Source organism: Streptomyces sp. NPDC007971, from assembly GCF_042958635.1.
GTDB lineage: Bacteria > Actinomycetota > Actinomycetes > Streptomycetales > Streptomycetaceae > Streptomyces.
The window spans coordinates 221,789-240,837 of record NZ_JBIBJK010000015.1 but is presented as its reverse complement, the minus strand read 5'-3'; the positions used below and the strand labels follow the sequence as shown (position 1 = coordinate 240,837).

Below are 19,049 nucleotides of genomic sequence, written 5' to 3'. Positions count from 1 at the left end.
TCCTGCTCAGGGCCTGATGGCATGATCGAGGCGTGATCAGTGAACCCGGTTGCCCCGGTGCGAGGAGCCATGTCCTGTTCGATGTCGACGGCACGTTGATCGACGCCTTGGACAATCAGCGCCTGGTCTGGCGAACGTGGGCAGAGCGATACGGACTGGACCCCGTCGAGGTCTACCGAGTGGCGCTCCGGACGAGGCCGATGGAGACCTTCGCACAGGTCGCTCCGGACCAGGATCCCCGGGATTGCCTGGCCACGCTGCACGAGCTCGAGGACGAGGACGTTCGCTCCGGCACCTGTACGGCCTTCGACGGCGCCGCGGAGTTGCTGAACGCGCTGCGGCCCGGGGCCTGGGCGCTGGTGACCTCGAACTACGAACACCGGGTACGTGGACGTTTCGCGCGGACGGGTCTGCCGGTGCCGGAGGTCCTCGTGGATGCGGCTGCCGTGCCGGAAGGCAAGCCGTCGCCGGTGCCGTATCTGCAGGCCGCCGCGCGACTTGGTGCCAGACCGGAGGACTGCCTGGTCATCGAGGACGCCCCCTCCGGAGTGCAGTCCGGCCTGCGCGCCGGGATGACGGTGTGGGGTGTCAACACCCCCGCGGCCGTGAAGGGGGTGCACCGCCACTTCGGCAGCTTGCGCGAAGCGGCCCACGACATCCTCGCCTTCGCGTCCGGCCTCCGGTGAGTGGCCGGCCCTTGCCCGGACCTCCACGATGTCGGCTGGCCAGAGATCAATTGCGGGACGGGCCATAAAGAGCGTTCTGTCCCGGCGGGGTTGTTTGGTGGCGCTTCGGGGGGAGTGGGGCTGCGACTGCCGAGGCGGGAGTGGTCAATGCGGGCTGTGTGACAGGGGACTCCATGTCAGTCCGGAATGCGATCCAATTCGGCGCAGGCGATCCTCACCCTGATGGAGGAGCACCCCGGCCCGGACGGCAGGCCCCGCCCGATCGTGTGGGCCGGCGAGGAGATCGACCGGTACGGGCTCGGCGGGGAACTCGTCGACCTGGTGGAGGCCACCGGCGTGCCGTTCTGCACGACCGTCGGTGCCAAGGCCGTCGTGGGCGAGGACCTGCCGCAGTTCCACGGCGTCTACAACGGCAAGGCCGGCCACCCGGACGTGCGCGCGATCTTCAAGGAGTGGGCCACCTGCCGGATCGGGCTCGGCGCCTGGTCCACGTCGAAGAACCTCGACGGTGAGCAGAGCGTCGGCACCGACTGGGTGATGGCAGCGCACGGCGGCATCAGCGTCGGTACCTCCTACTTCCCCGACGTCCAGCTCGTCCAGTTGCTGCCCGCCCTCCAGGACGCGCTGGTGAAGGCCTTCGGCGCCGGGAACAGGGTGCTCACCAGCGCTGTCGGCCTCGCCTTCCGGGCGGGGGTGCCGTCGTTCGCCGAGGTGGTGGAGGGGCCGATGAACGCGCTGTTCGAGGAGGGCGTCACGGCGGCCTCCGAGGCGCGTGAGGTGAATCCGCTGGGGGCGGGGCTGCTGGAGCGGTACTTCACCCGACTGGCGTACGTCTCGCACGGGGAGCTGAAGGAGCTGTCGGCGGGGGCGTGGCTGGCGGTCTGTGCGGGCGAGGCGCGGCCGTATCCGCATGTGCTGCTGCGGTGCGGGGTGTTCGTCTCACCTCGGTGACCTGTGAAGACGCTTCGGGAGGCCCGGTCCTCGACCGGGCCTCCCGGCTTGCTTCCCCCGACTGTGGGGACCTCCGCGATCTCCCGGATCCCCCTCCGGAAGTCCCGAAACCATGTGCGACACGCGAGAGCATGCACGACAGGCCTTATGTCCGAAATGTGGCTCATGATGTTGTCGTCCGCCTCCCCCTCCCACGAGGAGTACGCCCATGTCCGAAGCGACGGAGTCCCCCGTCATCCCGTTCACCATCGGCGACCCGCTCGACTCACCCTCCCATCCGGTCGAGGTACCGGACTTCGACGAAGAGTGGACCGTGGACAAGGGATTCACCTGGGTCTTCTACGGCAAGGACAACAGCACCCTCACCCGGCCGGTGATCATCGCAGACGGCTTCAACCACGGCAGGAGCAAGCTCAAGGAGCTCTACGAGTTCCTTGAGGGCGAGGACTACCCCTTCATCAGCGAACTCCGCCGCCGCAACATGGACGTGATCCTGCTCGGCTTCGACAACCGCTCCGACTCCATCCTGACCAACTCGAAGGCGGTCGAGGGCACCATCCGTGAGGCCATCGACCGCCGCACGGGGAACGAGCGGCTGATCGTCGGCGGCTTCAGCATGGGTGGCCTCATCGCGCGCTACACCCTCGCCAGGATGGAGACCGACTTCCACGAGGACGAGCACCAGACGGGCGTGTACTTCTCGTTCGACACCCCGCACCGCGGTGCCTCCATCCCCGTGGGCGTCCAGGCGTTCGCATATCTGCTTCCATACGGCCTGGACCTCAAGCCCCATCCGTTCGAGCAGCAGATGAACAGCCTGGCCGCGCGGCAGATGCTGTGGCAGCACTACGACAAGCAGACCCAGAAGATCGGGGTGGCCCCCGAGCGCACGGCGCTGCTGAACGAGCTGGACCGGGTCGGCCAGTGGCCGCAGATCCCGCGCAGGCTGGCCGTCGCCAACGGCCGCGGCGACGGCATCGGGATGCCCGACGTCGAGCCCGGCGAGGTCGCCCTGCGGCTCGACGTCCGCTACCCCGGCACCACCTTCTACACCCAGGCGCAGGGCGACGACGTGACGGTCGCCTACCTGAACCGGAAGTTCCCGGCCACCGAGCGGACCATCACGACCAGCGGCTTCCCGGAGCTGGACGGCGCACCGGGCGGCACGCTCGCGACGTACGAGATCCTCGCCGACTCGATGACCGAGGCCGGTGGCGAGGCGGACCTGCGACACCCGCACGTGTGCTTCGTCCCGTCGGTCAGCGCGGTCGACATCCTGGACTTCGGGCGGCAGGAGGACCTGTATGCCAGGGTCCACGACCTGGACCCGGCCCAGAGCGGTCTGGACGAGTTCCGCTGCTCTTCCACGACGACCCCGCACACCCTCCCGACCGAGGAGCTGTGCACCTGGCTGATGGACCGGTTCCAGTGATCCGGTGGTGAGTCGGTTCGACACCACGTGAGTCGCTTCCCGCCAACTCCAGCCGATGTGCTGCGACGGGCGCTGGCGTGGACCGCTCCAAGCGGATGTGTTGGCCCGCCCCGTGCTACGGCGAGGCGGGCAGGTGCGGGGAGCGGAGCACGAGCAGGGTGATCTCGCTGGGGGCGAAGACGCGGAAGGGCGGGCCCCAGAAGCCGGTGCCGCGGCTGGTGTAGAGGAGGGTGCGGGTGCCGTGGTGGCTGAGGCCGGCGAGGGCGGGCTGGTCGATGCGGACCAGGTGGTGGAAGGGCCAGATCTGGCCGCCGTGGGTGTGGCCGGAGAGCTGGAGGTCGATGCCGGCGGCAGCCGCCCGGTCGACGAACTTGGGCTGGTGTGCCAAGAGCAGGACGGGCAGGTCGGGGTCGGCGCCGTTCAAGGCTCCGGCGAGATGGGCGCGGTGGCCGGCCAGGCCGGAGGACTCGGCGGTGACGTCGTCCACGCCGGCGACCACGAGGGTGTCGCCTCCGCGTTCGAGCAGGAGATGGCGGTTGCGCAGCGGCTCCCAGCCCAGCTCGTCCATCAGGTCGACCCAGCCCTGGGCCTCGCTGAAGTACTCGTGGTTGCCGGTGACGTACACGCGGGCCCGGGTCGCCCGCACGGTACCGAGTGGGACGGCCTGGGCGCGGCGGCGTTCGGCCGTGCCGTCCGCGATGTCGCCGGTGTGGCAGACCAGGTCGGCTTCCAGAGAGTTCACCGTCTCGCACACCCGTTCCGACCAGCGAGCGCGATCGAGTGGGCCGTAGTGGGTGTCGGTGATGAGGACGACGCGGATGCCGTCCAACCCGGCACCCAGTCGCGGGAGTTGCACGTCGAGTCGGCGCACACGTGGCACGCGGCGGGCCTCGGCGTACCCCCAGGCGAGCAGTACGGCGGTTGCGCCGAGGACGGCCCACGTGACGATGCGGGCCCGGTCCTGACTCTCGCCGACGCCGGCCACGGTCAGGGCGAGCCGCAGCAGGACGCCGAGCAGAACGGACCAGGTGAACAGAACCCAGCTGCTGCCCAGCAGGGTGTCACCGACGATCGCCGCCCGGTCCTGCTGGCGCCGGCCGTGGCCGCGCACCATGGCGAGCGGCATACCGATGAGGCCAAGGGTGAACACGGCGGTGCCGACCAACGTGACGGGCAGCGGCCAGTGCTGGCCGTTGTACAGCAGCACCCAGCAGGGCACGGCCCACAGCAGGACGGGGGCGATCAGGGGGATGTAGCGCATCAGGCGGTGCAGTCGGCTCTGCCGCGGCGCTTGCGCTGCACCGTCGGCGGGCCGGGTGTCGCTGGTGTCGGTCACGCTTCCCCTCCCTGACCAGGCTGCCGTCTCGCGCACTGTATCCGGTCGCCCTCGGGTCGGCCGGATCGGCGTTCATGGGCGCGGGCCGTTGAGGCGAAGGGTTCTCTGCGGCATGGCACGACTTCGCCGCGGACATTCGTGCTGCAAGGTTCTTCGTCTGCTGGTGGTACACGGCCGATCCCTGGCTGACCTGCTGCACTGAGCGGAAGGTGCTGATGAGAGGCCGAGTTGGTCCGCCCCTGGCCCGGACCTTGGTCTTGGGGCCGGCGAGGGGACGGCGAGCGGCACCGTGTTGCTCTGAGGCGCGGCGCTGTGTACCGGCCGAGTGCCGGGCGTCGCCCCGCCCTCTCGGTGAGCTGCCGCGCAACCCGTCTCCAGGCTCGGCATGGAGTTCCTCCACCCGCACCACCGCGGCTTTTTACCGCGCTTCCCGAATGGCCCGCATCGATGAACCCGTCTCAGGCGGCGACCGCATGCCTGACCGACGGAAGCCGCACAAGGGGCTCGGGGAGCGAAGCCCTCTCGCCGAAGCGGACTCGGCCCGCTGGACTGGGCCCGGCGCGGGCGTGGTTGGGCCGTCACCGGATGCGGGGCCGTACCACGCGAGCCGCCGCGGCCGCGTTGTACAGGGCCAGTTCCGGGGTCGGGCCGTGCGCCACGATGGATCCCACACTGCCGCGCCAGTCGGTGGTGCAGTCCACGGTCTGCCCGCGGGAGCGGGACGGGAACAGCCGGGGGGAGCCCGGGTGGCTGGTCAGCAGCGCCTCGCCGTCGAAACCGTCGAACACACCGGTCCGGTCCGCGATGAGGTGGACCTCCGACATGCCCCGCAGCGGTGTGAGGGGTGCGTCGAGCAGAGCGGGACGCTGCCCGAGCGCCATGTCGATGAAGGCGTGACACAGGTTGATGTCGTACGCGCCGTTGATGAGGCCGCCGACCATGCCCCCGCCCAGCCGGGGATTGACCTCCACGATCTCGAAGCCGTCGTCGGTGAGGATGAACTCGGTGTGGGAGAAGCCGGAGTAGCCGATGCCGTCCAGTGCCGAGGTGATCAGGGTGGCCAGCTCGTCGGCCTGGAGCGCGGGGAAGGAGACGGGGAACGCCTCGGCCTCCTCCCGGAAGTACGGCAGCGGGGACATGAGCCGGCTGGTGACGCCGAGCAGCCGGGTCTCACCGCCCCAGCTCAGTGTCTCGGCGCTGTACAACGGGCCGGAGAAGTAGGGCTCGGCCGTCAGCGCGCCGCCGCGCAGACCGGCGGCTCGGGCCGCGTCGAGCACGGCCGGGACGTCCTGCGGTCCGTGCGCCAGCCACACGCCCTGGCTACCGGTTCCGGAGACGTCCTTGAGGATGACCGGGTAGCTCAGTGTGCTCGCGAGGTCCTCGGCACCGGTGCCGAACGGGTCGACGGTCCGCTGCGAGGAGCGCGAGAGGCCCGTGTCATGCAGATGGCGGCGCAGCGCGGCCTTGTCCCGCACCAGCCCTACGGCATCGGCGGACTGGGCCCACAGACCCAGCTCGGTGGCGACCCGCGGGGACACCTGGCTGCACACGTCGGTCGTGCTGATCAGCCCGGCCAGACCGTCGATCGCCCGCAGTTCCTTCACCACCCGGGCGGGGTCGGAGGTGTCCGTGTCGTGCACGACGAGCGAGCCGGGGGCACACCGATTCACCTCGAAGGCGTACTCGGAACGGTCGGCGGTCAGCAGGTGGAAGGTGAGGCCCCGCTCCTGCGCGGCGGCCACCGCGTCGGCGAGACCGAAGGTGAGCCATTCGAGAGCTGCGACGTGCACGCCGGTGTCTCCGTTCGTTGCGGGTGGGGGAGGGACACGCCGAGTATGTGCCCGTGGCCGAACGCTCTCCAGCGGTCGCCGGACCCAGGTAACTGCAGCGCACCAAGCTGAGGGACCCGCGCCCGAACCGGCCGTTGACAGTGCGGTGTCCACGGTGTTTTCGTGGCGGTCACGCTCCAGGCACCGTGGTCTTCGGGCCGCGCACCGTCGTCCCGGATCGGGGACGAACTCTCCGGGGCACACGTCCGCCGGCGGTCGCAGGGCGCGCAGCCCCGCCGTGGACCGGTCACCTCGCCGAGCCCGTACGGCCGCGGTCCTCGCTGTTCCCGACGCGGAGCGACCGGCGTCCCGCAGCCCTGAGCCGCGGCCCCGGCCGGGCTCCCCTCACCTGCCTCCCGCCGAAGGAGAACCTCATGCCCCCGCAGTCACCTCTCGCACCGACCCGGGCGGAGTGCCACCCGCACTCGCGGGAATCGGAAGTCCGAAGCTATTCCCGCAAGTTCCCCGCCGTCTTCGCGAAGGGCCGGGGTTCCTTCCTGTACGACGAGGAGGGCCGGAGGTTCATCGACTTCTTCTGCGGATCGGGAGCCCTCAACTACGGGCACAATCCACCGGCGGTGAAAGAGCGGCTGCTCCAGTACCTGGCCGATGACGGGCTGGCCCACGGACTCGACCTCTTCACCGTCGCCCGGCGCGAGTTCCTGGACGCCTTCAACGAGACCGTCCTCGCTCCCCGCGGACTTCCTCACAAGGTCCAGTTCTGCGGCCCCACCGGCACCAACGCGGTGGAGGCGGCGCTGAAGCTGGCCCGCAAGGCCACCGGCCGCCGCGGGGTGGTGTCGTTCTACGGCGGGTTCCACGGTGTGTCCGCCGGCTCCCTGGCCGTCACGGGTGATCTCGTCGCCCGCGCGGCCCTGGGCACCGATCCCTCCGGCACCGTCTTCGTGCCGTTTCCGGAAGGACCGACGGGCCCCTTCGACTCCCTGTCGTATCTGGAACGGATGGTCGCCGACCGTTCGAGCGGATCCGCGCCGCCCGCCGCCGTCGTCCTGGAAACCGTCCAGTCCGACGGCGGAATCTACTGCGCGTCCCCCGAATTCCTGCGCGGCCTGCGGGCGTTCACCGAACGGCACGGCATCGTCCTGATCGTCGACGACATCTTCGCCGGCTGCGGACGCACCGGTGACTTCTTCAGTTTCGAGCAGGCGGGCATCACCCCGGATGTCATCACCGTGTCGAAGTCCATCAGCGGCTATGGGCTGCCCATGGCGCTCGTACTGATCTCGCCGGAGCTGGACGTGTGGCGGCCCGGCGAGCACAGCGGCACCTTCCGCGGCAACCAACTGGCGTTCGTCGCCGCCACCGCGACCCTGGACCACTGGCGGGACCCGCTCTTCCTGACGCGGCTCGACGAGAACGCCGGCGTCCTGCGGAGCTTCGGCGAGCGGGTCACCGCCGAGCTGGGACTGCACGTCCGGGGCCGCGGTCTGGTGACCGGGGTGGACACCGGGGACGCGGAACGCGCCCGGCGCGTCCAGGAGCTGTGCTTCCAGGACGGCCTGGTCATGGAGCGCTGCGGCCGCGACGACGAGGTCCTGCGGGTGCTGCCCCCGCTCACCATCGGCCGCGAGGAACTCGACCGGGGCCTGGACATCGTCCGCTCCGCGCTCGCCGCCACCGACGTCCGGGGGCCGGGCCATGCTGCAGACGCCGCCTGAGCCGCGGACCCGGACCGCTCCCCGCCCGGCCGTCGGCGCCGGGACGGCCCGGGCCCTGTACAGCGGTGTCAGCAGAGGGACGCTGGGCGAGCTGTACCAGGGTCCGCACTGGGAGGCCGGGCTGCCCCACATCTCACTGGTGTCGCTGCCGGTCGACAAGTTCAGCTGGTGTCACATCGCCCTCGACCCCTCGGCCGCCGAGTTCGATGCCTCGGCCCTCGCGACCCGCCCCAAGACGGCCCGGGCCGTGGACCTCTTCCTGGACCGCTACGAGCTCACCATGCCCGCGGGACGCATGACCTTTCACACCGAACTCCCGGTCGGCAAGGGGATGGCCAGCTCCACCGCGGACATCGTCGCCACGCTGCGCTGTCTGTTCCGGCTGTTCGCCCTGCCCTACGACCAGAGCACCGTCACCGGCGTCCTGGCCCGGATCGAGCGGGCCGACAGCGTCTTCCTCGACGAGTACGCCCTCTACCTGAGCGCCGCGCAGCGGGTGGTGCGCCGGCTGGGCGACCGGATCGGTCTGTACGCGTGCTACATCGTGGAAGAGGGATCCGTCGACACCGAGGCGGCCGGGCCGGCCCTGCTGGCGCACTATGGCCGGCACCGGGCCGCGTACCGCGACTGCGCCGACGCACTCCTCGAGGCCTTCGCGCGCTCCGACGCCGCCGCGGTCGCGTCCGCCGCCACGGAAAGTGCCGCGCTGTCCCAGAGCGTCGTCCCGAAACGGACCTTCGAGGCCCTGTACGAGCACCGGGCCGAGCTCGGTGCGGACGGCATCGTCGTCGCCCACACCGGCACCGTCGTCGGGTACCTGTTCCGTGAGCGCCCGGACCAGCGACAGTACGCCGAACTGTCGGAGTTCTTCATGGGGTTGGGCCACCAGTGTCATTTCTCGCATGTGGGCTGGGGCCATGGGTGACTCCAGGCCCGCCGGAGCGGGCAGGAGTTGCCTTCGCGTCCACGAGGGCGGCCAGTAGTATGGTCACAGGGTTGCCACTCTTACGTGCCGGCCGAGGCCGTCGAGAAGCTGGTCGGACATGGAAGGAAAACGGACGCGCATGGGCGGAGCCCAGTCCCGCCGCTCGGGTCCACCCACTGAGCGCAAGATCGACCGTCGGCTCACCACCCTGATCGCCGCCGTCTACCCCGACGAGCGTCGGCGGCCCGGTTACGCGAAACTCGCCCAGGAGATACGCGAGACCACCGGACGGGCGATCTCCGGCACCTATCTCTGGGAACTCGCCACCGGAAAGAAGTCCAACGTCACCCTGGACCATCTGGAGGCGCTCGCGGAGTTCTTCGGCGTCCCGACCGAGTACTTCGTCAACAACGAGGTGGCCGACAAAGTCGACGGCCAGCTGGCTCTCGTCTCGGCCCTGCGGGACGCACAGGTGCGCCATCTGGCACTGCGCGCCCACGGACTCTCGCCGGCCAGTCTGGACGCCCTGCTGGCCATGGTGGAGGAGGTCCGCCGGCTCCAGGACCTGACGGGGACGGACGGAAAGGGAATCCCCCGGCCGTCGGCCGCACCCGATTTCGGAGCGCAGCACCCGCAGCACTAAGCACCCGCAGCACTAAGCACCCGCAGCACTAAGCGCCCGCAGCACTGGGCACCCGCGGCACTGAGCACCCGCAGCACCGAACACCCGCGCCACTGGGCACCCGCAGAACTCAGCACGCGCGCCACTGGGCCGACGCGCGGTCCGTCCTCCGCCTCGCCAGGCGCCGTGATTCCTCACGACGCCTGGCTTTTCGTCGTCCCCGGCTACGCCCGACCCCCGTACGCAGCAGGGTGGTTCTGGTGTCGTGGCAGTGCACCCAGGTGCCGAACCCGAAGGGGCCATCCGCCATCATGGACAAGTGGCGCCACGTGAACCAGCCCACGATCCGCTGTAGTTGACGGTCGCATCGCTGCGTGCGATATTAAGCACGTTCAAGCAGTATAAGTGACGCCTGTGGGTTGGAGCGTTGCTTCGAGCGCGTCATTCCGTGCCGTCTGCTGCGCCAAGGGGGATACATGCAGACAGGTCTCACGACTCCGTACGCCGAGCCGTTAGCCGAGGTCGGTGATCCGGAGGAGCTGTATCGGCTGGCCATCCGCTGCCAGATCCTCGACGTCGAACAGTCCGCGGAGGAACTCGGGTGGGATCACACCCGGATGGCCCAGGCGGTCGGGCCGCTGATGGAGGGAGGGCTCCTGCGGCCTTTGGCCGACGACCACGGGGTACTCGTCCCGGTTGCACCGCGCGCCGCCGCCTCGCGCCGGCTGGCCCCGCTGCACTCGCAGATCGCACAGATGGAACGCCGGTCCGAGCAGATCCGCGCGGAACTGGCCGTCTTCCAGGAAGTGCACGAACGGGCCCTGCGCGAGACCAGCCTGGCGGAGCCGCTGCAGACCATCGCCGGAGCCGATGCCATCGCCGCGGAGATCACGGCGGCCGTCGAGGCGAGCCCCGCGGAGATCCTGGTGGTCTGCCCCGCCGGCAGTGGCGGCGGCGCCGCTCGCCGCGGGGCCTGGGAGCTGCCGGAACCGACCCTCGACAGGCTGGCCGGGGCGCGGTTCCTGTACCAGCACGTCAGCCGCTTCGACAGTGCGGCCAGAAAACGGGTGGAGCGCATCCTGGCGGCCGGCGGAGAGGTGCGGACGCTCGGCGACTCGTTCGAGCGGATGATCGTGATCGATCGCGAGCTCGCGTTCGTGCCGGCGGCCGGCGACGCCGACTCGGCCGTGGCCATCCGTCAGCCGGCCGTCGTGAACTTCCTGGTGACCGTCTTCGAGCGGGCCTGGGTGAGCGCCCGGCCGTTCGAGACGCAGAACCGCTCGGCGGACGTGAGCGAGGTCGTGTCCAGTGTCCGGATGTCCATCATCCAGCTGCTCGCGGAGGGTGAGACCGACGTGGCGATCGCCCGCCGCATCGGACTGAGCGTGCGGACCTGCCGCGCCCATGTGGCCAAGATCTACGAAGGACTCGGGGCGCGCAGCCGCTGTCAGTTGGGCGTGCTGATCGCCCAGTCCGGACTCCTCGATGAGGGGTGATCCATTACGTCGGCTGGGAGGCGGGGCATGGGGCCATCTAGGATGCGGGGCATGACTGACCCGGACTCCCCTGTGCTGTCCGCCGCTCCTCGGGATCCGGAACTCGGCTTCCCGCCGCCCGGCGAGGTGCTGCACCGGCTCCGTACCCACAAGGGCATGTCCCTGCGGCAGGTGGCGGCGGAGTGCGGGCTGTCCGTGTCCTTCCTGGCCGCTCTGGAGCGGGGGGAGACCGACATCGCGCTGGAGCGGCTCGGCCGTCTGGCCAAGGTGTTCGGTCACGACGTCGGCTCGTTCCTCGGCTTCTCGCGGGGCCGGGCCACGCCGTCCGTGTTCCCCCGGGCGGGCCAGGACGTCCTCGACCGCGCACCGGGCGTCGTCTACCGCGTGCTGCGTTCCCCGGAGCTCGGATACCAGGTGGTCACGGGGGACTTCGACCCGCACAGCGGCCTGGCCGAGGACCTCCAGCACGAGGGCTCGGACCTCATCGTGGTGACCCGGGGCACCCTGGTGGCTCGCTACAACGGGGTGGATCACGTCCTGTCGGCCGGCGACTGCATCCAGTGGACCGCCGGCTATCCCCACAGCTTCCGCAACGACACAGACGAGCCGGCCCAGATGGTGGGAATCCTCTTCTCCAGCCTCTACTGAGACTTCTCCACCGCGCCAGAGCCCCACGGAATCCGGGTCCGTGGGGCTTTTTGCTGCCCGCGTTCGGTCTTCCACTCTCGCTCTGAACGATATTTTGCTCTAGAGTGCTTTTTACTGCACAGAGGAAGGTCAACGTGACGATGCCGAACTCTCCTGTCGAGGGCTCCGAGCGAGCCCCTGCCGCTCGCCGCTTACCGGTCACCGCCGACGAGCCGCCCGGTGCGCTGCGCCCCGCCGACCTGGCCGCTCGTGCGGCCCTCGTGGTGGTGTGGAGCTCCGGCTTCATCTCCGGCAAGCTGGGCCTGCGCCACGCGGCGCCCTACACCTTCGCCACGCTGCGCTTCGCCCTCGCGGGCGCGACCCTGCTGGGCGTCGCCGCGCTGCGTCGTGAACCACTGCCGCGGGGGCGCCGGTTGCTGCACCTGGCGGTCGCGGGGACCCTGGTCCAGGCCGTGCAGTTCTCCAGCATCTACATGGGCATGGACCTCGGCGTGCCCTCCGGGCTCGCGGCCCTGATCATCGCTCTCTATCCGCTCACGGCGTCACTGCTCGCGGTGCCCCTGCTGCACGAGCGCGTCACGACGGGCCAGTGTCTGGGCCTGGTCCTCGGCCTGGGCGGCGTGGCCCTCGCGGTCTCCGACGGGATCGACATGTCGGGCGACGACCTGCTCGGGCTGGGCTTCCTGCTGTTCGGCCTGCTGGGGATCTCGGCCGGCACCGTCTACCAGAAGCGGTTCTGCGGCCGGATGGACCCGGTGGGCGGCAACGCGGTCCAACTCCTCGCCGCCGCTGCGGTGGTACTCGTCCCCGCTCTCCTCGTCGAGGGCTGGAACGTCGATTTCACCGCCTCCTACGCACCGGCACTGCTGTGGAGCGCACTGATCAACTCGATCGTGGGCGTCGGCCTTCTCTACGGCCTCCTGCAGCGCCACGGGACGAGCCAGGTGAGCAGCCTCTTCTACCTCGTGCCGATGTGCACCGCCGTCCTCGCCGCCCTGCTCCTGGGGCAGAGGCTGGGCCCGCTCACGCTCGGCGGGCTCCTGCTGGCCACCGCCGGCACCCTCCTCGCCAGCCGTGTCCGCCGCTGAACAGGCGGAGAGCCGGGCCACCGGCCCGGCTCTCCTGACGGGTCACCCGCACGCGTCGGGCGTCGCCCCCTGCTCCTGCCGGTCGGCGATCAGGTCCACGATGTCGTGGGCGCAGTCGCCGCAGCCGGTGTTCGCCCCGGTGGCGTCCCGCACGGACTCGAGATCGCAGGCCCCGGCCTCGACGGCGGCGAGCACCTCACGCTCCGTCACGTGCAGACACATGCAGAGCAGCGGGCTCGGTTCCCCGGAGTGCTCCTCCATCCCTGTCCTCCTCCCATGCGGCGGGCATCCGGTGCACCATGCCGGGGTCTTCGGGCCGTTTCCGCAGCTCGGCCCGGCGGATCTTGCCGGAGGGCGTCAGCGGCAGCCGGTCGGCGAACTCCAGGACGCGCACCCATTTCTCCCGCGGCAGCACCTCGACCGAGTCGCGGAACGCGGCCAGTGCGGTCGCACCGTCCGGGGCGTGACCGCCGGAGGGCACCACATAGGCCTTGGGCTCCCACAACCCGACCGGATGCGGCACAGCCACGACCGCCGCGTCGGCGACCACCGGGCTGCGCAGCAGGGCCCGTTCCAGCTCCAGCGGCGAGATCCGGTGGTCGAAGGACTTGAACATGTCGTCGGTCCTGCTGACATAGGCGAAGCCGCCGTCCTCGTGGCGGACCACCAGGTCACCGGTGTGGTAGACACCGTTGCCGAAGGCGCGGGCCGTACGCTCCTCGTCGCCGGCGTAGCCCGTCATCATGCCGACCGGTCGCGGCGAGAGCCGGACGCAGAGCTCGCCCGGGGCGCCGTCCGGCACCTCCTGCCCGGTCTCCCGATCGATCAGCACCAGGTCGTATCCCGGCAGCGCCCAGCCCATGCGCCCGGGAACGACCTGCCGGCCGGGCGGATTGCCGATCTGGGCGGTCGTCTCGGTCTGGCCGAAACCGTCGCGGACGGGCAGGTGCCAGGCCTGCCGCACGGCGTGGAACAGGGCCGGCTCCAGCGACTCCCCGACCGCCGTCGCCTCCCGCAGACGCGCGGGGCGTTCGCCCAGTCCCCGCTCCACCAGGGCGCGCCAGACGGTCGGCGGAGCGCAGAACGTACTGATCTCCCGTGTGCGCAGCACGTCGAGGACGGCCGCCGCGGAGGGGCGCGGGTCGGCCAGGGCGACGATGGTGGCCTCGGCGTTCCAGGGGACGAAGAACGAACTCCAGGCGTGCTTGGCCCAGCCGGGCGCGGAGACGTTGAGGTGGACGTCGCCGGGGCGCACGCCGTTCCAGTACATCCCCGACAGATGGCCGACCGGATAGCTGAGGTGGGTGTGCGCCACCATTTTGGGGCGCGAGGTGGTGCCCGAGGTGAAGTAGCAGAACAAAGGGTCGTCGGCGGAGGTACGGCCCTGCGGGCTGAACTCGGCAGGAGCGGCGAGCGAGTCGCCGTAGAACACCCAGCCGGGCCGCGGTGCGCCGACGGCGATGCGGGTCCAGCCGCCGGGGATGTCGGCGAACCGGTCCGTCAGTTCCGAAGCGGCGACCACGTGCCGGACCCCGGCCCGCTCGACCCGGTCGACCAGTTCGGTCCGTGTGGTCGTGGTGTACGTCGGGATGACGACCGCTCCGAGCTTGATGGCGGCGAGCATCACTTCCCACAGCTCGACCCGGTTGTCGAGGAGGAGGAGCAGGGGATCCCGGCGGCGGACCCCGAGTTCGCGCAGCCAGGACGCGACCTGGTCGGAGCGGCGACGGAGGGTGTCGAAGGAGTGGTCCTGGTCGCCGTCGGGGCCGATGACCCGCAGGGCGGGCGCGGAGTTGTCGCGGGCCACCACGTCGAACCAGTCGAGGGCCCAGTTGAAGCGGTCCGGTCGCGGCCAGCGGAACAGCCGACGGGCCGTCTCCAGGTCGTCGCGGTGTTCGAGCAGGAGGTCACGCGCCTGACGGAACGCCAGGTGTGCCCGGGTGCGATGCACGGTCATGGCCGAAGGTGCCTTTCGTGGAGGGGTACGGGAGACCTGGGGTCTTTCTTTCGGATCAGGCCGGCTTCAGTGCGCGGCGCCTTGTGGCGGACCCGAGCGCGGTCCGGTGCGTGCGGCTGCAGGGCGGAGGGGGGAGTCGACGCGATGGGGGTGCTCCCTCGCGAGCGAGGCCGAGCGTGGGGGAGTCGGCGAGGGGCGGCAACGCCGCAGATGTGCGTGCCGGCGCCCGCGACCCCGGCAGGATCCGAAAGAGAGGCCCTAGCCGTGGGATCCGCGCTCGGGCCCCACCAGGACGGCCTGTGCCGCGTCGGGTGCGAGGGCCTCGTCGTGGGCGTCGTTCCCGGCCGTGAGGTCCGCGAGGACGTCCCGGGCCACGACGTCGGCGACCTTCATGAAGTCCGTGGCCACGCCGGGCCGTCCGTTGCCGATCTGGGTGAACCAGCGCACGTGCTCGGTGGGGATGCCCAGTGCGTACAGCCCCGGGTGGACGTGCCCCGAGCGGTCCCGAACCCGGAAGGATCCCTGGACGATGTCGATGCCGCCGGTGGCGAACGACGTACCCGAGGCGGTGTCGGCGTTCACGAACTCGCGGACCAGGCCCTCCCGCAGCAGCTGGCGGGTGAGCGGGGAGCTGTCGCGGGGCAGGCTGGGGGTCGGTATGCGGGCGTCTATCAGCACCTCGGCGGTCCGCTCCGAGCCCTTGACCTGGGGGGACTCGACCACGAACCGGCCGCGCGCCGCGTCGGCGCCGAACCGGGTGTCCGGCCCCACGATCTCCACCACTCCCTGCTCCATCAGCGCCATCAGCTGCTCGCTGCGGATCATGGGCGGCCCGGCCGAGAGCAGCGCGTTGACGGGGGCGTAGTCACGGAGGAAGGCGTCGCGGTGGGAGTGCGGCAGCAGGCCGCCGTAGTCGATGGCGGACCGCACGATCCCGCGCAGGTCCCGCAGGGCGTCCAGGGCCGCCTTCAGCGGACCGTCCAGGGTGCCCCGCGCGGCCTCGGCGAGGTCCTCCCGCATCACCTGCAGCAGACGTTCCGTCCAGGCCGCGTGGCCGGAGAAGGTCTCGCCGGCGAAGGGGCGGGCCAGTGCCCGCAGATCGAGCGGGGGAAGGTGCTCAAGGCCCGCCTCCTTGAGCAGGACGGTCGTGTCGTCGTCCGCGTGCAGCTTCTGTGCGTGCTGACGTGCGAAGTCCTGCGCGGCCGCGGCACCGGAGCGGGCCCGCACCTGGGTGGTCCAGTAGACGTGCTCGACCTCCTTGCGCAGCAGTGGCAGCAGGTCCTCCGCGAAGTCCAGCAGCGGGCTGCCGGTCGCCTCCCTGCGGCGGGCGCGGGCGGCCGCCACCGCCTCCTGTGTCAGGAAGCGGGCCGGGTGCACATGTCCGGGTGCCTTCTGGTTGCGTCCGCGCGCCGGGATCGGCAGCCCGCTGCGCGATCCGGCGACGATGCGGGGTTCGAGCCCGCACGGCACGTACCGCAGGGTGCCGTCGCCGTCGCGGACGAATGCGCCGCCGCGGCCCACGGTCAGCGACAGCAGCACGTCGTAGAAGGTGAGACCGAGACCCCGGACGGCCACGGGGGCCCCGGGGCGCACGGAGCCCTCCAGGTCCATGTCCGCGGCCGAGTCCCCGCGGACGTAGCGCAGGGCGGGGTGCGACGCCGTGAAGTCGAGCATCGCCCGGTCGAAGGCGTCGGGCTCGTTGCGCGGGTGTCCGGTGGTCAGCACGACCTTGTGTGCCGTGAGCGTCCGGGTGCCGTCGTCGAGGGTGACCCGGTAGGCGCCGCGCGGGTCGGGTCGGACGGCCGTCACCCGGGCTCGTACCGGGAACAGGCGGACGTGGGCGGGGAGTTCGTCGGCGATGGTGCGGTGGACGAACCTCAGATAGCGGCCGTAGTCGCGGCGCGAGGCGAAGTCGTCGGGGCCGAGCGCCGGCCGCCGGTCGCGGTCCGGGGCGTGCCGGTCGAGCCACTCGCCGAGGGAGGGACCGGCACCCGGTCGGGGACGTCCCCCGTCCGGCTCTCCGGAGAACATCGTCACCTGCCCGATGACGGTGTTCATCGTGAACCAGTCGTCCTGGTCCGACCGCCACACGCGGCCTGCGCCGATTTCGACCGCGTCGATGGCGTAGAGGTGGACCGGCGCGGAGGCCGGGTCACGGTCGCGCAGCAGGGCGGCGAGGCGTTCCAGTACGGAGATGCCGCGCGGTCCCGTGCCCACGACGGCGATGGTGTAGGGCTCGGGCGGCTGTTGGGGCATGGTCATGGGGATTCTCCTTGGGCCCGCCCGCCGGCAGCGCGTGCCGCACGGGACGGAAGCGTCGAGGAATCGAGAAGGAAGGGCAGGAAGGGCAGGGGAGAGCGAGGAGGGCGGGCGCGCGGAGGGCGCCGGCGCGTATCCGTCTCAGGCCGGGGTGAGCGCGGCACTGTCGAACTGCGACTGGGTGTACGAGAGCATGCCGAGGAAGTCGTCCGCGCGGAGCCGGGACCGGCCCGCCGGTGTCGCGGGGCGGATCGGCATGGCACCCACGGACAGCCACCGCAGGCGGCCGTCGCCGTCGACGAAGCTGCGCGAGCGCTGCGCGTTGTCCGCGTGCAGGCAGTACGGCACGTCGAGGTGACCGCGGGCGAACGCGATGGTGAGCGCGCGTCCCGTGTCCGGGTGCAGGGCGAGCACCGCCTCGACCAGAGCCCGGGCCTCTTCGTACACCCCTGCGCCATCGGTCGCCGTGTCCGGCGCCGGCGCGGTGTCCGCGGCCGTGCGGGCCGCCTCCCGCAGCGCGCGGACGTTCTCCTCCACCGTGGGGATGCGGTGCGCCTCGGCGGGTGTCTTGACGATCAGCCGCTCCACCCCGGTCGCGGCGGCCAGCCGGGCGCTGTGCCGCAGCAGGGCCAGCGCACCCGGCTCGGTGCGGGGGAAGACGCCCATGTAGGTGTAGAGGACGATGTGCCAGGAGGCCTGCCGCAGCAGCTCGCCGCCCAGCCGGCGCAGCGCCGAGATCGCCTCCACGTCCTGGCCGAAGTCGGTCTGCTGGGCGTAGCTCAGGGAGATGTCGCGCAGTCCGTGCTGCTCGAAGAACAGCCCCTCCAGCACGCTCATGGCCACCAGCAGCCCGGGCGGGCACAGTTGGCCGAGCAGGCAGCCGCCGAAGCTCTCCAGATGGGCGGTCGGCGAGCGGGCGGCCAGCAGTTCGCAGCAGCGCGCCCAGGCGTCCACCGACTGACCCAACGGGGTACGGCCGTAGGGCAGGCAGTACGAGACCGGTCCACCCTCGGTGGCGTCCAGGCCGGAGTCCAACAGGACCCGGAAGATGTCCAGCGGCACCGCGGAACCGTGCCGGACCTGGACCGCGAACGGCCCCGACTCACCGAGGCCCGCGACCAGTTGCCCGGTCCGGGCGGCACCCTGGGCGACGAGGGGATAGCCGTTGAGGTTCTCGCCGCGGACGAGCGCGCGGCGCGCGGAGTCGTGATCACCGACGCGGGTGTAGCTGTCCAGGGTGATCGTGCCGACCGTGCGCGCCGGCACGTCACGCACCGCTTCCAGGCCGCGCCGCATGGCCGGCACGGTGGGGAACCCCATGCGCGGCTGGACCACCAGCTCGCCCGCGGCCTGGGCGGCGGCCACGGTGGCGCCGAACGGCGACGGGCCGGATTCCCGGGGCGGGCTCTGCGCAGCGGGGCGGCTCATACGGCCGCCACCGCCAGGGCGGGCGGGCCGGCCTGTGCCAGGGCGGGCGGGCCGCCCTGGGCCAGGGCGGGGACCTGGCGCACGTACGCGCGGAACCCGTCGATGGCGGCGTCGCCCTCGAACACGGCGGTGAAGCCCGCCGTCCGCAGCGCCGGGCCGTGTGCTCCGCCCGCCGCGCCGTCGGTGCCGAGCTTGCCCCCGATGACGACGGGGAGTTGCGCGAGGTCCGGCTCCCGCCGCAGCCGGGTGATCAGGCGTCGGCCGTCGAGGAAGCCGTGGCCGTTGACGCTGCTGATCACCACCAGGTCGGGACGGTGGTCGCGGCACTCGCGCAGCACCAGGTCGTCGGGCACGCAGGCGCCGAGGTTGTGGACCTCGTGGCCCCACTCCTCCAGCAGCAGCTGGAGGTAGACCAGATTCCAGGTGTGGGAATCGGACGAGACGCTGGAGAGGATTATGCGTCGCCCGTATGGGGGAAGGACGAATTCCCGGTCCGATATGACCGTAGAAGAGGGCATGGAGGATCTCTCCTGGGCGGGTAAGGGTGTGGTGAGAGCGAGGCCTTCAACGCCTCGGCTCCGACGGGCCGTTCATGCCTCGGTTACTTTTCGGCACGGTCTGCCGGGCCCGGAAGCGAGAATACGCACCGCACCCCCGTTGATCGCTCCTTCAGCAACCTGCAATGCAGCTACATGAGCATTGTCCGCACTGGA

15 protein-coding genes and 2 pseudogenes are annotated in these 19,049 nt (G+C 71.0%); 10 read left to right on the top strand and 7 right to left on the bottom strand.

Annotated elements, in window-relative coordinates:
* Nucleotides 1–32: 32 nt before the first annotated feature.
* From ACFZCP_RS30090 to ACFZCP_RS30075, 4 genes and pseudogenes are all read left to right on the top strand, one after another.
* Nucleotides 33–686, top strand: coding sequence for an HAD-IA family hydrolase (locus tag ACFZCP_RS30090; protein WP_391432788.1), 654 nt, complete (start codon nt 33–35; stop codon nt 684–686).
* 204 nt (nt 687–890) lie between these two features.
* Nucleotides 891–1,334, top strand: a pseudogene (locus ACFZCP_RS30085) (alpha-keto acid decarboxylase family protein); the annotation flags it as partial.
* Nucleotides 1,335–1,355: 21 nt separating this feature from the next.
* Nucleotides 1,356–1,637, top strand: a pseudogene (locus ACFZCP_RS30080) (RbsD/FucU domain-containing protein); the annotation flags it as partial.
* Nucleotides 1,638–1,845: 208 nt separating this feature from the next.
* On the top strand, nt 1,846–3,069 hold the full coding sequence (locus tag ACFZCP_RS30075) for an esterase/lipase family protein (protein ID WP_391432785.1): 1,224 nt from the start codon (nt 1,846–1,848) through the stop codon (nt 3,067–3,069).
* Between the two features lie 115 nt (nt 3,070–3,184).
* Here ACFZCP_RS30075 and ACFZCP_RS30070 read toward each other — a convergent pair whose 3' ends face one another.
* Nucleotides 3,185–4,405 carry a metallophosphoesterase gene (locus ACFZCP_RS30070; RefSeq protein WP_391432782.1) on the bottom strand — a complete coding sequence of 407 codons (1,221 nt, stop codon included), beginning with the start codon at nt 4,403–4,405 and terminating at the stop codon, nt 3,185–3,187.
* 578 nt (nt 4,406–4,983) lie between these two features.
* Nucleotides 4,984–6,195: an ATP-grasp domain-containing protein gene (locus tag ACFZCP_RS30065; RefSeq protein WP_391432779.1), complete on the bottom strand. Its 1,212-nt coding sequence runs from the start codon at nt 6,193–6,195 to the stop codon at nt 4,984–4,986.
* A gap of 413 nt (nt 6,196–6,608) precedes the next feature.
* On the opposite strand from ACFZCP_RS30065, the gene ACFZCP_RS30060 reads away from it, so the two are divergent.
* The 6 genes from ACFZCP_RS30060 to ACFZCP_RS30035 all read left to right on the top strand — a co-directional run bounded on the left by ACFZCP_RS30060 (nt 6,609) and on the right by ACFZCP_RS30035 (nt 12,692).
* On the top strand, nt 6,609–7,913 hold the full coding sequence (locus ACFZCP_RS30060; protein ID WP_391432776.1) for a diaminobutyrate--2-oxoglutarate transaminase: 1,305 nt from the start codon (nt 6,609–6,611) through the stop codon (nt 7,911–7,913).
* The gene (locus tag ACFZCP_RS30055) at nt 7,894–8,838 is read left to right on the top strand and encodes a hypothetical protein (protein WP_391432773.1); all 945 of its coding nucleotides are present in this window, start codon (nt 7,894–7,896) and stop codon (nt 8,836–8,838) included. Before ACFZCP_RS30060 ends, ACFZCP_RS30055 begins: the two co-directional genes overlap by 20 nt.
* Before the next feature lie 139 nt (nt 8,839–8,977).
* The gene (locus ACFZCP_RS30050; protein ID WP_391432770.1) at nt 8,978–9,481 is read left to right on the top strand and encodes a hypothetical protein; all 504 of its coding nucleotides are present in this window, start codon (nt 8,978–8,980) and stop codon (nt 9,479–9,481) included.
* Nucleotides 9,482–9,936: 455 nt separating this feature from the next.
* On the top strand, nt 9,937–10,956 hold the full coding sequence (locus ACFZCP_RS30045) for a LuxR C-terminal-related transcriptional regulator (protein WP_391432767.1): 1,020 nt from the start codon (nt 9,937–9,939) through the stop codon (nt 10,954–10,956).
* Nucleotides 10,957–11,007: 51 nt separating this feature from the next.
* Nucleotides 11,008–11,604: a cupin domain-containing protein gene (locus tag ACFZCP_RS30040; protein WP_391432764.1), complete on the top strand. Its 597-nt coding sequence runs from the start codon at nt 11,008–11,010 to the stop codon at nt 11,602–11,604.
* Nucleotides 11,605–11,744: 140 nt separating this feature from the next.
* On the top strand, nt 11,745–12,692 hold the full coding sequence (locus ACFZCP_RS30035) for an EamA family transporter (RefSeq protein WP_391432870.1): 948 nt from the start codon (nt 11,745–11,747) through the stop codon (nt 12,690–12,692).
* A 42-nt stretch (nt 12,693–12,734) separates the two neighbouring features.
* Here the strand turns inward: ACFZCP_RS30035 and ACFZCP_RS30030 are convergent, their stop codons facing one another.
* The 5 genes from ACFZCP_RS30030 to ACFZCP_RS30010 form a co-directional block, all read right to left on the bottom strand.
* Nucleotides 12,735–12,902, bottom strand: coding sequence for a (2Fe-2S)-binding protein (locus tag ACFZCP_RS30030; protein ID WP_391432761.1), 168 nt, complete (start codon nt 12,900–12,902; stop codon nt 12,735–12,737).
* A complete protein-coding gene (locus ACFZCP_RS30025) occupies nt 12,889–14,649 on the bottom strand; it encodes an AMP-binding protein (RefSeq protein ID WP_391432758.1) in 1,761 nt (586 codons plus the stop codon). The genes ACFZCP_RS30030 and ACFZCP_RS30025 overlap by 14 nt, the downstream gene beginning before the upstream one ends.
* 258 nt (nt 14,650–14,907) lie before the next feature.
* Nucleotides 14,908–16,911, bottom strand: coding sequence for an FAD/NAD(P)-binding protein (locus tag ACFZCP_RS30020; RefSeq protein ID WP_391432755.1), 2,004 nt, complete (start codon nt 16,909–16,911; stop codon nt 14,908–14,910).
* A 138-nt stretch (nt 16,912–17,049) separates the two neighbouring features.
* Complete coding sequence (locus ACFZCP_RS30015; RefSeq protein WP_391432751.1) at nt 17,050–18,336, bottom strand: methylaspartate mutase; 1,287 nt, start codon at nt 18,334–18,336, stop codon at nt 17,050–17,052.
* Entirely contained in the window at nt 18,333–18,854 is a 522-nt protein-coding gene (locus ACFZCP_RS30010; RefSeq protein WP_391432749.1) for a cobalamin-dependent protein, read from the bottom strand. The genes ACFZCP_RS30015 and ACFZCP_RS30010 overlap by 4 nt, the downstream gene beginning before the upstream one ends.
* Between the last annotated feature and the right edge of the window lie 195 nt (nt 18,855–19,049).